The organism is Pseudomonas sp. ICBG1301, assembly GCF_016918385.1.
In the GTDB taxonomy this organism is placed as follows: Bacteria; Pseudomonadota; Gammaproteobacteria; order Pseudomonadales; family Pseudomonadaceae; genus Aquipseudomonas; species Aquipseudomonas palleroniana.
The window spans coordinates 472,589-485,975 of sequence record NZ_JAEKGB010000005.1 but is presented as its reverse complement, the minus strand read 5'-3'; the positions used below and the strand labels follow the sequence as shown (position 1 = coordinate 485,975).

Annotated in this window: 16 protein-coding genes; 10 read left to right on the top strand and 6 right to left on the bottom strand. The window is 59.5% G+C overall.

The features are described 5' to 3' along the window. Positions 1–4 precede the first annotated feature (4 nt). The 6 genes from JBE38_RS15195 to JBE38_RS15170 form a co-directional block, all read right to left on the bottom strand. A complete protein-coding gene (locus tag JBE38_RS15195) occupies positions 5–1,498 on the bottom strand; it encodes an RNA polymerase factor sigma-54 (RefSeq protein WP_205344583.1) in 1,494 nt (497 codons plus the stop codon). Positions 1,499–1,683: 185 nt separating this feature from the next. Beyond that, on the bottom strand, positions 1,684–2,409 hold the full coding sequence (gene lptB / locus JBE38_RS15190) for an LPS export ABC transporter ATP-binding protein (protein ID WP_003171806.1): 726 nt from the start codon (positions 2,407–2,409) through the stop codon (positions 1,684–1,686). Next, positions 2,409–2,942, bottom strand: a complete 534-nt coding sequence (lptA, locus tag JBE38_RS15185; RefSeq protein ID WP_205344582.1) for a lipopolysaccharide transport periplasmic protein LptA — start codon at positions 2,940–2,942, stop codon at positions 2,409–2,411. The genes lptB and lptA overlap by 1 nt, the downstream gene beginning before the upstream one ends. Beyond that, positions 2,929–3,501, bottom strand: a complete 573-nt coding sequence (gene lptC / locus JBE38_RS15180; RefSeq protein ID WP_060754949.1) for an LPS export ABC transporter periplasmic protein LptC — start codon at positions 3,499–3,501, stop codon at positions 2,929–2,931. Before lptC ends, lptA begins: the two co-directional genes overlap by 14 nt. An 8-nt stretch (positions 3,502–3,509) precedes the next feature. Further along, a complete protein-coding gene (locus JBE38_RS15175) occupies positions 3,510–4,034 on the bottom strand; it encodes a KdsC family phosphatase (protein ID WP_090366741.1) in 525 nt (174 codons plus the stop codon). Next, complete coding sequence (locus JBE38_RS15170; RefSeq protein WP_090366739.1) at positions 4,035–5,009, bottom strand: KpsF/GutQ family sugar-phosphate isomerase; 975 nt, start codon at positions 5,007–5,009, stop codon at positions 4,035–4,037. A 298-nt stretch (positions 5,010–5,307) separates the two neighbouring features. Here JBE38_RS15170 and JBE38_RS15165 point away from each other — a divergent pair, with 298 nt between their 5' ends. From JBE38_RS15165 to hisC, 10 genes are all read left to right on the top strand, one after another. After that, positions 5,308–6,117, top strand: coding sequence for an ATP-binding cassette domain-containing protein (locus JBE38_RS15165; protein ID WP_003171811.1), 810 nt, complete (start codon positions 5,308–5,310; stop codon positions 6,115–6,117). Continuing rightward, positions 6,117–6,914, top strand: a complete 798-nt coding sequence (mlaE, locus tag JBE38_RS15160; RefSeq protein ID WP_060754952.1) for a lipid asymmetry maintenance ABC transporter permease subunit MlaE — start codon at positions 6,117–6,119, stop codon at positions 6,912–6,914. The genes JBE38_RS15165 and mlaE overlap by 1 nt, the downstream gene beginning before the upstream one ends. Beyond that, positions 6,914–7,381, top strand: a complete 468-nt coding sequence (gene mlaD, locus JBE38_RS15155) for an outer membrane lipid asymmetry maintenance protein MlaD (protein ID WP_010170575.1) — start codon at positions 6,914–6,916, stop codon at positions 7,379–7,381. Before mlaE ends, mlaD begins: the two co-directional genes overlap by 1 nt. A gap of 11 nt (positions 7,382–7,392) precedes the next feature. Beyond that, the gene (locus JBE38_RS15150; RefSeq protein ID WP_090366737.1) at positions 7,393–8,040 is read left to right on the top strand and encodes an MlaC/ttg2D family ABC transporter substrate-binding protein; all 648 of its coding nucleotides are present in this window, start codon (positions 7,393–7,395) and stop codon (positions 8,038–8,040) included. Beyond that, on the top strand, positions 8,037–8,342 hold the full coding sequence (locus tag JBE38_RS15145; protein WP_126870642.1) for an STAS domain-containing protein: 306 nt from the start codon (positions 8,037–8,039) through the stop codon (positions 8,340–8,342). The genes JBE38_RS15150 and JBE38_RS15145 overlap by 4 nt, the downstream gene beginning before the upstream one ends. Before the next feature lie 114 nt (positions 8,343–8,456). Continuing rightward, positions 8,457–8,696, top strand: coding sequence for a BolA family protein (locus JBE38_RS15140; RefSeq protein WP_060754955.1), 240 nt, complete (start codon positions 8,457–8,459; stop codon positions 8,694–8,696). A 23-nt stretch (positions 8,697–8,719) separates the two neighbouring features. Further along, entirely contained in the window at positions 8,720–9,985 is a 1,266-nt protein-coding gene (gene murA / locus JBE38_RS15135) for a UDP-N-acetylglucosamine 1-carboxyvinyltransferase (RefSeq protein WP_060754956.1), read from the top strand. 213 nt (positions 9,986–10,198) lie between these two features. After that, positions 10,199–10,834, top strand: a complete 636-nt coding sequence (gene hisG / locus JBE38_RS15130) for an ATP phosphoribosyltransferase (RefSeq protein ID WP_003188599.1) — start codon at positions 10,199–10,201, stop codon at positions 10,832–10,834. A gap of 127 nt (positions 10,835–10,961) precedes the next feature. Then, the gene (gene hisD / locus JBE38_RS15125; protein ID WP_205344581.1) at positions 10,962–12,278 is read left to right on the top strand and encodes a histidinol dehydrogenase; all 1,317 of its coding nucleotides are present in this window, start codon (positions 10,962–10,964) and stop codon (positions 12,276–12,278) included. A 3-nt stretch (positions 12,279–12,281) separates the two neighbouring features. Further along, positions 12,282–13,334 (top strand): histidinol-phosphate transaminase, encoded by a 1,053-nt coding sequence (gene hisC, locus JBE38_RS15120; RefSeq protein WP_205344580.1) that lies wholly within the window; start codon positions 12,282–12,284, stop codon positions 13,332–13,334. Positions 13,335–13,387 lie beyond the last annotated feature (53 nt).

Here is a 13,387-nt window from a genome sequence, read left to right as displayed (position 1 = left end):
CCCGTCACATCAAACGCTTACGCTCGCTGGAAGGCGCGATCCCGAGGGACTCGCGGTACTTGGCGACGGTTCGACGGGCGACCTGAATGCCTTGTGCCTCCAGTAAACCAGCGATCTTACTGTCACTCAATGGCTTTTTCTGATTTTCCGCGGCAACCAGTTTTTTGATGATCGCGCGGATTGCCGTGGACGAGCATTCGCCGCCTTCGGAGGTGCTGACGTGGCTTGAGAAAAAGTATTTCAACTCATAAATACCCCGGGGGGTATGCATGAATTTTTGCGTGGTTACCCGGGAAATCGTCGACTCGTGCATGCCCACTGCTTCGGCGATATCGTGCAGCACAAGCGGTTTCATCGCTTCGTCGCCATACTCCAGGAAGCCGCGCTGATGCTCGACGATCTGGGTGGCCACTTTCATCAGGGTTTCGTTGCGGCTTTGCAGGCTCTTGATGAACCAGCGGGCTTCCTGCAATTGGTTGCGCATGAAGGTGTTGTCGGCGCTGGTGTCGGCGCGGCGCACAAAGCCTGCATATTGCGGGTTGACTCGCAGGCGCGGCACCGACTCCTGGTTCAGCTCGACGAGCCAGCGCTCATTGTCCTTGCGCACGATTACGTCGGGCACGACATACTCGGCTTCGCTGGACTCGATTTGTGAGCCTGGGCGCGGGTTGAGGCTCTGTACCAGCTCGATCACGTGGCGCAGGTCGTCTTCCTTGAGCTTCATGCGGCGCATCAACTGGCTGTAGTCGCGGCTGCCCAGCAGGTCGATATAGTCGGTCACCAGGCGCTGGGCTTCGACCAGCCAGGGGGTCTTGGCGGGCAGTTGGCGCAGTTGCAGCAGCAGGCACTCGCTGAGCGTACGGGCGCCGATGCCGGCGGGCTCGAACTGCTGGATGCGGTGCAGGACGGCTTCGATTTCGTCCAGTTCGATGTCCAGTTCCGGGTCGAATGCCTCGAGGATTTCATCAAGGGTTTCGTCCAGGTAGCCCTGGTTGTTGATGCAGTCGATCAGGGTGACGGCGATCAGGCGGTCGGTGTCGGACATCGGCGCCAGGTTCAACTGCCACAACAGATGGCTTTGCAGGCTCTCGCCGGCGGACGTGCGGGTGGTGAAGTCCCACTCGTCATCGTCGCTGCTGGGCAGGCTGCTGGCACTGGTCTGATAGACGTCTTCCCAGGCGGTATCCACTGGAAGCTCGTTGGGGATGCGTTCGTTCCATTCGCCGTCCTCGAGGTTGTCCACCGTAGGGGCGGTTTCCTGATAGGAGGGTTCCTGCACGTCGGAGTTGGGTTTTTGCTCGATGTTGTCGGCCAGCGGGTCCGTATTATCGAAGTCGTCGCCGTCTTCCTGGCGTTCGAGCATCGGATTGGACTCCAGGGCCTCCTGGATTTCCTGTTGCAGGTCCAGGGTCGACAATTGGAGCAGGCGGATGGCCTGTTGCAGCTGCGGTGTCATCGTCAGCTGCTGGCCCATTCTCAGGACTAGCGATGGTTTCATGGCAGGGGCTTAACACCTTATTCGCCGGCGCATTGCGCCATCCACGACAGGGCGCGTGAGCGCCAAACATAAGCAAATTATATGCCTGATATCGGGGGCTTTGCCTAGAGCGCGGTAACAATAAAAAGCCTGAGGTTTTTATTGACTACCGCGCGCATTGGCCAATAGCCGTGACACCGCGGTGTTTACAGGCGGAACTCGTGGCCCAGGTACACTTCCTTGACCAGTTCGTTGGCCAGGATGGTCGCGGAGTCACCTTCGGCGATCAGTTGGCCATCGTTGACGATATAGGCGGTTTCACAGATATCCAGCGTCTCGCGAACGTTGTGATCGGTGATCAGTACGCCGATGCCCTTGGCCTTGAGGTGGTGGATGATCTGTTTGATGTCGCCAACCGAGATCGGGTCGACGCCGGCAAACGGTTCGTCCAGCAGGATGAACTTCGGTGCGGTGGCCAGGGCGCGGGCGATCTCCACTCGGCGACGCTCACCACCGGACAGGCTCATGCCGAGGTTGTCGCGAATGTGGTTGATGTGGAATTCCTGCAGCAGGCTTTCCAGCTCTTTGCGGCGGCCATCACGGTCGAGTTCCTTGCGGGTCTCCAGAATCGCCATGATGTTGTCGGCCACCGACAGTTTGCGGAAGATCGACGCTTCCTGCGGAAGATAGCCGATACCAGCCCGAGCACGACCGTGCATGGGCTGGTGGCTGACGTCCAGGTCGTCGATCAGTACGCGACCCTGATCCGCCTGGACCAGGCCGACGATCATATAGAAGCAAGTGGTCTTGCCGGCACCGTTGGGACCGAGCAAACCGACGATCTGGCCACTGTCGATCGACAAGCTGACGTCGCGCACGACCTGACGGCTTTTATAGGCCTTGGCCAGATGCTGGGCTTTCAGGGTTGCCATTACTCGGCCTTCTTCTTCGGCTGGATAACCATGTCGATACGCGGACGAGGTGCTGTGACCTTGTTGCCATTGGCACGACCGGCGTTGGCGATCTGTTTCACGGTGTCATAGGTGATTTTTTCACCTTCCGTGGAGTTGCCGTCGGTGCTGATCACTTTGGCCTGGTCGATCAAAATGATGCGGTTTTGCTGGGCGTGGTACTGGATGGTCTTGCCGTAGCCCTTCATCGGCCCCGGATCGGTCGCAGCTTGCTTCTGCTCGAAGTAAGCCAGGTTGCCCACCGAGGTCACCACGTCGATGTCGCCAGCGGGGGTGCGAGTGAGCGTCACCGTGTTGCCGGTGATTTTCATCGAGCCTTGCGTGATGATCACGGCGCCGGTGTAGGTCGCAACGCCTCGCTTATCATCCAGTTGCGCGTCGTCAGCCGAAATATGGATCGGTTGCTGGCTATCGTTCGGCAGAGCCCAGGCGCTCACGCTTCCCAGTGCTGCGCCCAGACCGAGCAAAATAGGGAGGGTTTTAACGAGCCTCATACTGTCCTCTTACGTTCGATAGCAGGTGTATCCTGCTTTCTTTCAAATACGCTTTCATTCCCTTGCCAGTCGATACACCGCCAGCGCCGTCGATTCTAACGTCTTGCTCGGTCTGCGCATATTGCTGTTGTGGGAATACGGTCATGCGACTGCTGGTGATGATGGTGTCGCGCTTCTGTTCGTCGGTGCGCGCAATGCGTACCGAGTCGATCAACTCTACCTGGGTGCCGTCCGGGTTGACTTCGCCGCGCAGGCTCGTGACATGCCAAGGGAACTCGGTGCCACGGTACAGGTTCATGTCCGGGTTGGTCAGCAAAGTGACCTCGGACGCTTTCAAATGTTCGACCTTGTCCGCCGTCATCTCGTACTGCACCTTGCCGTCGGGCAGGAACTGCACGCTGTAGGCGTTGGTTGCGTAATAGTCGATAGCGCCTGCATCAACCTGCACGACAGGTTTGTCGAGGAAGCGCTCCGGGCTGATATTCCAGTAGCCCACCGCCAGGAAGATCGCGGCGATGACTCCGAATAACAGGAAGTTGCGAATCTTTTTGCTCAGCATAAAACGCTCTATAGGTAGGCGGCGTGGGCCGCTTCAAGACTGCCCTGGGCGCGCAGGATCAATTCGCAGAACTCGCGGGCGGCACCTTCACCGCCACGGGCAGTGGTGACGCCATGCGCGTGTTCACGCACAAAGGCTGCGGCGTTCGCGACGGCCATGCCCAGGCCCACCCGGCGAATGACCGGCAGGTCGGGCAGGTCATCGCCCAAGTAGGCGACCTGCTCATAGCTTAGGTTGAGTTGGCCAAGAAGCTCGTCCAGAACCACCAGTTTATCCTCACGGCCCTGATAGAGGTGAGGAATCCCCAGGTTTTGTGCGCGGCGTTCCACAACGGGTGTTTTTCGACCGCTGATAATCGCGGTTTGCACGCCCGCGGCCATCAACATTTTGATGCCTTGGCCATCAAGCGTGTTGAAAGTCTTGAATTCGCTGCCATCCTCGAGGAAATACAGGCGGCCATCGGTCAGCACGCCATCGACGTCGAAAATCGCCAGTTTGATGTTCTTGCCGCGTTGCAGCAGGTCGTCGGTCATTTACATCACTCCCGCACGCAGTAAGTCGTGCATGTTCAACGCGCCAATCGGGCGGTCGTCGCTGTCGACTACCACCAGCGCGCCGATCTTGTGGTCTTCCATGATTTTCAGGGCTTCGGCCGCGAGCATTTCCGGGCGGGCCGTCTTGCCGTGGGGCGTCATCACCGCATCGATGGTTGCGGTGTGGATATCAATGGTACGGTCCAGGGTTCGGCGCAGGTCGCCGTCGGTGAAGACTCCGGCCAGGCGTCCGTCGGTCTCCAGGATCACGGTCATGCCCAGGCCCTTGCGGGTCATCTCCATCAACGCGTCCTTGAGCAACGTGCTGCGTTGGACGTGGGGTAGTTCATCGCCGGCATGCATGACGTTTTCCACCTTCAGCAGCAGGCGACGGCCCAGGGCGCCGCCCGGGTGGGAGAACGCGAAGTCTTCAGCGGTAAAGCCGCGAGCCTCCAGCAGCGCTACGGCCAGGGCGTCGCCCATGACCAGGGCCGCGGTGGTCGAAGAGGTGGGAGCCAGGTTCAGTGGGCAGGCTTCATGGGCCACATGCACGTTCAAGTTGACTTCGGCAGCCTTGGCCAGCGTCGATTCCGGGTTGCCGGTGAGGCTGATCATCTTGATGCCCAGGCGCTTGATCAGCGGCAGCAAGGTCACGATTTCGTTGGTGGTGCCGGAGTTGGACAGCGCCAGGATGATGTCATCCTTGGTGATCATGCCCATGTCGCCATGGCTGGCTTCGGCCGGATGTACAAAAAACGCGGTGGTGCCGGTGCTTGCCAGTGTGGCGGCAATCTTGTTGCCGACATGGCCGGATTTGCCCATGCCGACCACGACAACGCGGCCCTTACTGGCCAGGATCATCTCGCAGGCGCGCACGAAATCCGCGTCGATATGGGCCAGTAAACCTTCTACGGCTTCCAGTTCGAGGCGAATGGTACGTTGTGCGGATTCAATGAGGTCGCTGGATTGGCTCATGTCTGAAGTCGTATAGCCTGACGAAAAGTCGGCGATTATAGCGGTAATGATCAATTCCCTCACGCAAGTTCGTCAGGCTTTATTCGCTGAGCGCTTGAGATTCGTGCTCAGCAACGTTTTTTCCCTGTCGTGAATCTGAACAAGCGCTGTTCCGGCCTTGGGGGCGCTGTACCAGCAGTGATATAGTTCGCCGCCAGTTCGGTCCGCTCAGCCCATGTGGATAATTATTGCGCAGGCGTTGCTAACGAAAGTCGCATACCGGGTGTCTGAGTGAAAGGCTGCATCCCAAGGAGATTAGATGAGTGCCGATAACGCCTACGCGGTCGAGCTGAAGGGCCTTACCTTCAAGCGCGGGACGCGCAGCATCTTCAATAACGTCGATATTCGCATTCCCCGTGGCAAGGTCACGGGAATCATGGGGCCTTCCGGCTGTGGCAAAACCACCTTATTGCGCCTGATGGGCATGCAATTGCGCCCCAGTGCCGGTGAAGTGTGGGTCAATGGCCAGAACCTGCCGACGCTGTCGCGCAGCGATCTGTTCGATGCGCGCAAGCACATGGGGGTGCTGTTCCAGAGCGGCGCGCTGTTTACCGACCTCGATGTTTTCGAAAATGTAGCGTTTCCGCTGCGGGTGCATACCCAGCTGTCCGACGAGATGATCCGTGACATCGTGTTGTTGAAACTGCAGGCCGTTGGCCTTCGTGGTGCCATCGACCTGATGCCCGACGAGTTGTCCGGCGGCATGAAACGCCGTGTCGCCCTCGCGCGGGCTATTGCCCTCGACCCACAGATCCTCATGTATGACGAGCCTTTCGTCGGCCAGGACCCCATCGCCATGGGCGTGCTGGTGCGCCTGATCCGCCTGCTCAATGATGCGCTGGGGATCACCAGCATCGTGGTGTCCCACGATCTGGCCGAAACCGCGAGCATCGCTGACTACCTCTATGTAGTGGGTGATGGCCAGGTGCTGGGGCAGGGTACGCCGGAGGAGCTGATGAATGCCGATAACCCGCGTATCCGCCAGTTCATGACCGGCGATCCCGATGGCCCGGTGCCTTTTCACTTTCCGGCAGCGGACTACCGCTCAGATCTTCTGGGGAAGCGCTGATGCGCAAGACATCTCTTATCGAGAAGGTTCGCCTTTTCGGCCGCTCAGGCATCGACATCGTCGAAGTGCTGGGTCGCTCGACTATTTTCCTGTTTCACGCCTTGCTCGGTCGCGGCGGCATTGGCGGCGGCTTTGGGTTGCTGGTCAAGCAGCTGCATGCGGTCGGCGTGATGTCCCTGGTGATCATCGTCGTCTCGGGCGTATTCATCGGCATGGTGCTGGCATTGCAGGGCTTCAATATTCTTTCCAGCTACGGTTCGGAGCAGGCGGTAGGGCAGATGGTCGCCCTGACGCTGCTGCGTGAGCTTGGTCCGGTGGTCACCGCGTTGCTGTTCGCCGGGCGCGCCGGTTCGGCGCTGACTGCCGAGATCGGCAACATGAAGTCCACCGAGCAACTGTCCAGCCTGGAAATGATCGGCGTAGACCCGCTCAAATACATTGTTGCCCCGCGCCTGTGGGCCGGCTTCATTTCCCTTCCATTGCTGGCGATGATTTTCAGCGTGGTGGGTATCTGGGGCGGCTCTTGGGTGGCGGTGGACTGGCTGGGGGTCTATGACGGCTCCTACTGGGCCAACATGCAAAACAGCGTGACGTTCAGTGGCGATGTGCTCAACGGCATCATCAAGAGTATCGTTTTTGCCTTTGTAGTGACCTGGATCGCCGTATTCCAAGGCTACGACTGTGAGCCCACCTCAGAAGGGATCAGTCGCGCCACCACCAAGACCGTTGTGTACGCCTCGCTGGCCGTACTGGGCCTTGACTTCATTTTGACCGCCTTGATGTTTGGAGATTTCTGATGCAAAACCGCACTGTGGAAATCGGTGTCGGCCTTTTCTTGCTGGCTGGCATCCTGGCTTTACTGTTGCTGGCGCTGCGCGTCAGCGGCCTTTCGGCCAGCCCCACCGCCGATACTTATAAACTTTACGCATACTTTGACAATATCGCCGGTTTGACGGTCAGAGCTAAAGTGACCATGGCCGGTGTGACCATCGGCAAGGTCACGGCAATCGATCTGGATCGCGACAGCTTCACCGGCCGAGTGACCATGCAGGTGGATAAGAAGGTAGATAATCTGCCGACGGACTCCACTGCATCTATCCTCACTGCGGGTCTGCTGGGCGAAAAATACATCGGTATCAGCGTGGGCGGGGAAACAGCCCTGCTCAAGGATGGTTCGACAATCCACGACACACAGTCGTCGTTGGTGCTTGAAGACCTGATCGGTAAATTCCTGCTCAATACGGTCAATAAAGACGCCAAATGAGGAACCTGTTCATGATCTCTACCTTGCGACGCGGCCTGCTGGTACTGCTTGCAGCGCTGCCGCTGATGGCCAACGCGGCAGGTTCTGCGCACGATCTGGTGCAGGACACGACCAACAAGATGCTGGCTGACTTGAAAGCCAACAAAGAGCAATACAAACAAGACCCAAGCCAGTTCTACAACGCCCTGAACACCATTGTCGGGCCTGTGGTTGACGCCGAAGGCATTTCCAGAAGCATCATGACGGTCAAGTACTCGCGCAAGGCAACCCCAGCGCAGATGCAGACCTTCCAGGAAAACTTCAAGAGGGGCCTGTTCCAGTTCTACGGCAATGCGCTGCTTGAGTACAACAACCAGGGCATTACCGTTGCTCCGGCCGGCGATGAGTCGGGCGACCGCACCAGCGTGAACATGAGCGTCAAAGGCAACAACGGCGCCGTCTACCCTGTGCAGTACACGCTGGAGAAGGTCAACGGCGAGTGGAAGCTGCGCAACGTGATCATCAACGGCATCAATATCGGCAAGCTGTTCCGTGACCAGTTCGCCGATGCCATGCAGCGCAACGGCAACGACCTGGACAAGACCATCAATGGTTGGGCGGGTGAAGTGGCCAAGGCCAAGGAAGCTTCCGATAAAGAAGCTGGGAAGTCCGCACAATGACCGAGTCGGCTGTTCGTCTTGGCGATGCCGGCGAGCTGCTGCTCAGCGGCGTGCTGGACTACCGCACCGGGCCTGCGCTGCGCAAGCAGGGCCAGGCGTTGATCAAGTCCAGCACTTCGCCCGCTTTGGTGCTCGATTGCTCGGCAGTGACCAAGTCCAGCAGCGTCGGCTTGTCATTGTTGCTGTGCTTCATGCGTGATGCCGAGGCTGCGAAAAAGCCTGTGAGTATCCGCGCGTTGCCCGAAGATATGCGTGAAATTGCCCAGGTCAGTGGCCTGACCGAGCTGTTGGCGCATCCTTAATAGCTATTATCAAGAAAGCCCCCCGTCAGAGTCCTGCTATGCGGGGTTCGCAGGCGCGGGGCTTTTTTGTATGATGTGCGACCCGTGCGCACTGGGCGCCGATAGAGGTTGAGCATGCAGGCCCTAGAAGTTAAGAGCTTCCTTGAAGGAAAGCTGCCGGAAACGATCGTAGAAGTTGAAGGCGAAGGCTGCAATTTCCAGCTGAACGTGATTAGCGATGAACTGGCGGCATTGAGCCCGGTCAAGCGTCAACAGCAGATCTATGCCCATTTGAACCCGTGGATCACCGATGGCAGCATCCACGCGGTCACTATGAAATTTTTCAGCCGCGCGGCTTGGTCCGAGCGCACCTGAGCCCCCAAGGCGTCGAGATTCTTATGGATAAATTGATTATTACCGGTGGTGCCCGCCTTGATGGCGAGATTCGCATTTCCGGTGCGAAAAACTCCGCCTTGCCGATCCTGGCAGCGACCCTGCTGTGCGATGGCCCGGTGACTGTGGCCAACCTGCCGCACCTGCACGACATCACCACCATGATCGAACTGTTCGGTCGCATGGGTATCGAGCCGGTCATAGACGAGAAACTGGCGGTCGAAATCGACCCGCGCACCATCAAGACCCTGGTTGCCCCGTATGAATTGGTGAAAACCATGCGTGCGTCGATCCTGGTATTGGGCCCGATGGTTGCCCGTTTCGGCGAAGCCGAAGTGGCCCTGCCTGGCGGTTGTGCCATCGGTTCGCGCCCGGTTGACCTGCACATCCGTGGCCTTGAAGCCATGGGCGCGATCATCGACGTGGAAGGCGGCTACATCAAGGCCAAGGCGCCGGAAGGCGGCTTGCGTGGAGCCAACTTCTTCTTCGATACCGTCAGTGTGACCGGTACCGAGAACATCATGATGGCCGCTGCCCTGGCCAATGGTCGCAGCGTCCTGCAAAACGCCGCGCGTGAGCCGGAAGTGGTCGACCTGGCGAATTTCCTGATCGCCATGGGTGCCAACATCAGCGGCGCCGGCACCGACACCATTACCATCGACGGTGTGAAGCGTCTGCACTCGGCTACCTACAAAGTGATGCCGGACCGTATCGAAACCGGCACTTACCTGGTTGCCGCCGCCGTGACCGGTGGCCGCGTGAAGGTCAAGGACACCGATCCGACCATCCTCGAAGCCGTCCTGGAAAAACTCAAGGAAGCCGGTGCTGAAATCACCACCGGTGAAGACTGGATCGAGCTGGACATGCACGGCAAGCGGGCCAAGGCCGTTAACTTGCGCACTGCTCCTTACCCAGCGTTCCCGACTGACATGCAAGCGCAGTTCATTTCCTTGAACGCAATTGCCGAAGGCACGGGCGCCGTGATCGAGACCATCTTCGAAAACCGCTTCATGCACGTGTACGAGCTGCACCGCATGGGTGCCAAGATCCAGGTCGAGGGCAACACCGCTATCGTTACCGGCATCGATGAGCTCAAGGGCGCGCCGGTGATGGCGACCGACCTGCGTGCTTCGGCCAGCCTGGTGATTTCGGCACTGTGTGCCAAAGGCGACACCCTGATCGATCGCATCTACCACATAGACCGTGGCTACGAGTGCATCGAAGAGAAGCTGCAGATGCTCGGTGCGAAGATCCGCCGCGTACCGGGCTAGTCCGCTATCACTGTAGTGAGCGGGCTTGCCCCGCGCTGGGCTGCGAAGCGGCCCTAAAAATCTTGGGAGCGCTACGCACTCCAGCGCGGGGCAAGCCCGCTCACTACAATGAAGTTTGCCGTTATTTCAAGTCGAGGCTGTAATGGCCTCGATCTGTGTCTGGCGCCGTTTGCGCCCGGACAGCAATAGCCTGATGAAGGACTGACGTTTCCCATGTTGACCATCGCACTGTCCAAGGGCCGCATCCTTGACGACACTTTGCCGCTTCTGGCTGAAGCGGGCATCGTGCCGACCGAGAATCCGGACAAGAGCCGCAAGCTGATCATCCCCACGACCCAGGACGACGTTCGCCTGTTGATCGTGCGGGCTACCGACGTGCCGACCTATGTTGAACATGGCGCGGCCGACCTCGGTGTCGCCGGTAAAGACGTGCTGATGGAATACGGTGGCCAGGGCCTGTACGAGCCGTTGGACCTGCGTATTGCCCTGTGCAAGCTGATGACTGCCGGTCGTGTCGGCGACGTCGAACCCAAGGGTCGTCTGCGGGTTGCCACCAAGTTCGTCAACGTTGCCAAGCGCTACTACGCCGAGCAGGGTCGTCAGGTCGACATCATCAAGCTCTACGGTTCGATGGAGTTGGCGCCGCTGATTGGCCTGGCCGACAAGATCATCGACGTCGTCGACACCGGCAACACCCTGCGTGCCAACGGCCTGGAACCCCAGGATTTCATTGCTGACATCAGCTCGCGTCTGATCGTCAACAAAGCTTCCATGAAAATGCAACACGCCCGTATTCAGGCGTTGATCGACACCCTGCGCAAGGCAGTGGAGTCTCGACACCGCGGTTGACCTACCCGCGCGGCCTTAGGTCGCGCCCGTCTATCCGCCTCATAGCCAGAATTCTCAGGTGCCCAAGCGGATCGACTGCTAACTTTCGGCGCCTGAGCATTTTTGCCAATCCTATGAGGCCCTCGCTATGACCACGTCCACTGCAATTGCCCGACTCAATGCTGCCGACCCGGATTTCGCCCATCATCTGGATCATCTGCTGAGCTGGGAAAGCGTGTCCGACGACTCGGTCAACCAGCGAGTGCTCGACATCATCAAGGCCGTGCGCGAGCGCGGTGACGCAGCGCTGGTGGACTTCACCCGCCAATTCGACGGCCTGGACGTCAAGTCCATGGCCGACTTGATCCTGCCCCGCGAACGCCTGGAACTGGCCCTGACGCGCATCACCGCAACCCAGCGCGAAGCCCTGGAAGTCGCGGCGGCGCGGGTGCGCAGCTACCACGAAAAGCAGAAACAGGACTCGTGGAGCTATACCGAAGCCGATGGCACCGTGCTGGGCCAGAAGGTCACGCCGCTGGACCGCGCCGGCCTGTACGTGCCGGGTGGTAAAGCTTCGTACCCGTCGTCGGTGTTGATGAACGCGATCCCGGCCAAAGTGGCCGGCGTGACCGAAGTGGTCATGGTGGTGCCCACCCCGCGCGGCGAAATCAACGAGTTGGTGCTGGCGGCGGCGTGCATCGCGGGTGTCGACCGCGTGTTTACCATTGGCGGCGCCCAAGCCGTTGCAGCCTTGGCCTACGGCACCGAGAGCGTGCCGAAGGTCGATAAGGTGGTGGGGCCGGGCAACATCTATGTGGCCACCGCCAAGCGTCATGTGTTCGGCCAGGTGGGGATCGACATGATCGCCGGTCCTTCGGAAATCCTCGTGGTGTGCGACGGCCACACCGACCCGGACTGGATCGCCATGGACCTGTTCTCCCAGGCTGAGCATGACGAAGACGCCCAGGCAATTCTGGTCAGCCCGGATGCCGAGTTCCTCGACAAGGTCGCCGCCAGTATCGATAAGCTGCTGCCGACCATGGAGCGCGCCGAGATCATCGAGAAGTCGATCAATGGCCGGGGCGCGCTGATTCTGGCTCGCGACATGGAGCAAGCCATCGAAGTGGCCAACCGCATCGCGCCGGAACACCTGGAATTGTCCGTGGCCGACCCGCAGGCCTGGCTGCCGTCGATTCGGCACGCCGGAGCGATCTTCATGGGCCGCCACACCAGCGAAGCCCTGGGCGACTACTGTGCAGGTCCTAACCACGTACTGCCGACTTCCGGCACCGCGCGTTTCTCGTCGCCGCTGGGGGTGTATGACTTCCAGAAGCGTTCGTCGATCATCTTCTGTTCGCCGCAGGGCGCCTCCGAGTTGGGCAAGACCGCCTCGGTGCTGGCCCGTGGTGAATCGCTGAGTGCGCACGCGCGCAGCGCCGAATATCGCATCCTCAAGGGAGAGTAAGGCATGAGCAAATTCTGGAGCCCTTTCGTCAAGGACCTGGTGCCTTACGTGCCCGGCGAGCAACCCAAGTTGACCAAGCTGGTCAAGCTCAACACCAATGAAAACCCCTATGGCCCCTCGCCCAAGGCACTGGCGGCCATGCAGGCCGAGTTGAATGACAATCTGCGCCTGTACCCGGACCCCAACAGCGACCTGCTCAAGCAGGCCGTGGCCAAGTATTACGGGGTCGACGCCGGCAAAGTATTCCTCGGCAATGGTTCCGATGAAGTCCTGGCACACATCTTCCATGGTCTGTTCCAGCATGACTTGCCGCTGCTGTTTCCAGACATCAGCTACAGCTTTTATCCGGTGTACTGCGGCCTGTACGGCATCAAGTCCGACCCGGTGCCGTTGGACGAGCAGTTCCAGATTCGTGTGGCCGATTACGCCAAGCCTAACGGCGGGATCATTTTCCCCAACCCGAACGCGCCGACCGGCTGCGTGATGGCATTGGAGGCAGTGGAGCAGATTCTCAAGGCCAGCCCGGATTCGGTGGTGGTGGTCGATGAAGCCTATATCGACTTCGGTGGCCAAACCGCTATCAGCCTGGTGGACCGCTACCCGAACCTGCTGGTGACCCAGACCCTGTCCAAATCGCGCTCACTGGCCGGTTTGCGGGTAGGCCTGGCCGTAGGCCACCCGGACCTGATCGAGGCGCTGGAGCGGGTCAAGAACAGCTTCAACTCCTACCCGCTGGATCGCCTGGCGATTGTCGGCGCGACGGCAGCGTTCGAGGACCGTGAGTACTTCGAGAAAACGTGCAAGCAAGTGATCGACAGTCGCAACACACTGGTCGCACAACTGGAAGGCAAAGGCTTTGAAGTGTTGCCGTCGGCAGCCAACTTCATCTTTGCCCGCCACCCTCGGCACGACGCAGCCGGCCTGGCGGCCAAGTTGCGTGAGCGGGGTGTGATCGTACGGCACTTCAAACAGGAGCGGATTGCCCAGTTCCTGCGGATCAGCATCGGCACGCCTGAGCAGAACCAGGCGCTGGTCGATGGGCTCGGCGAGCTCTAAGCGACACTGGAGATCAAAAAATGTGGGAGGGGGCTTGCTCCCGATGGCAGTAG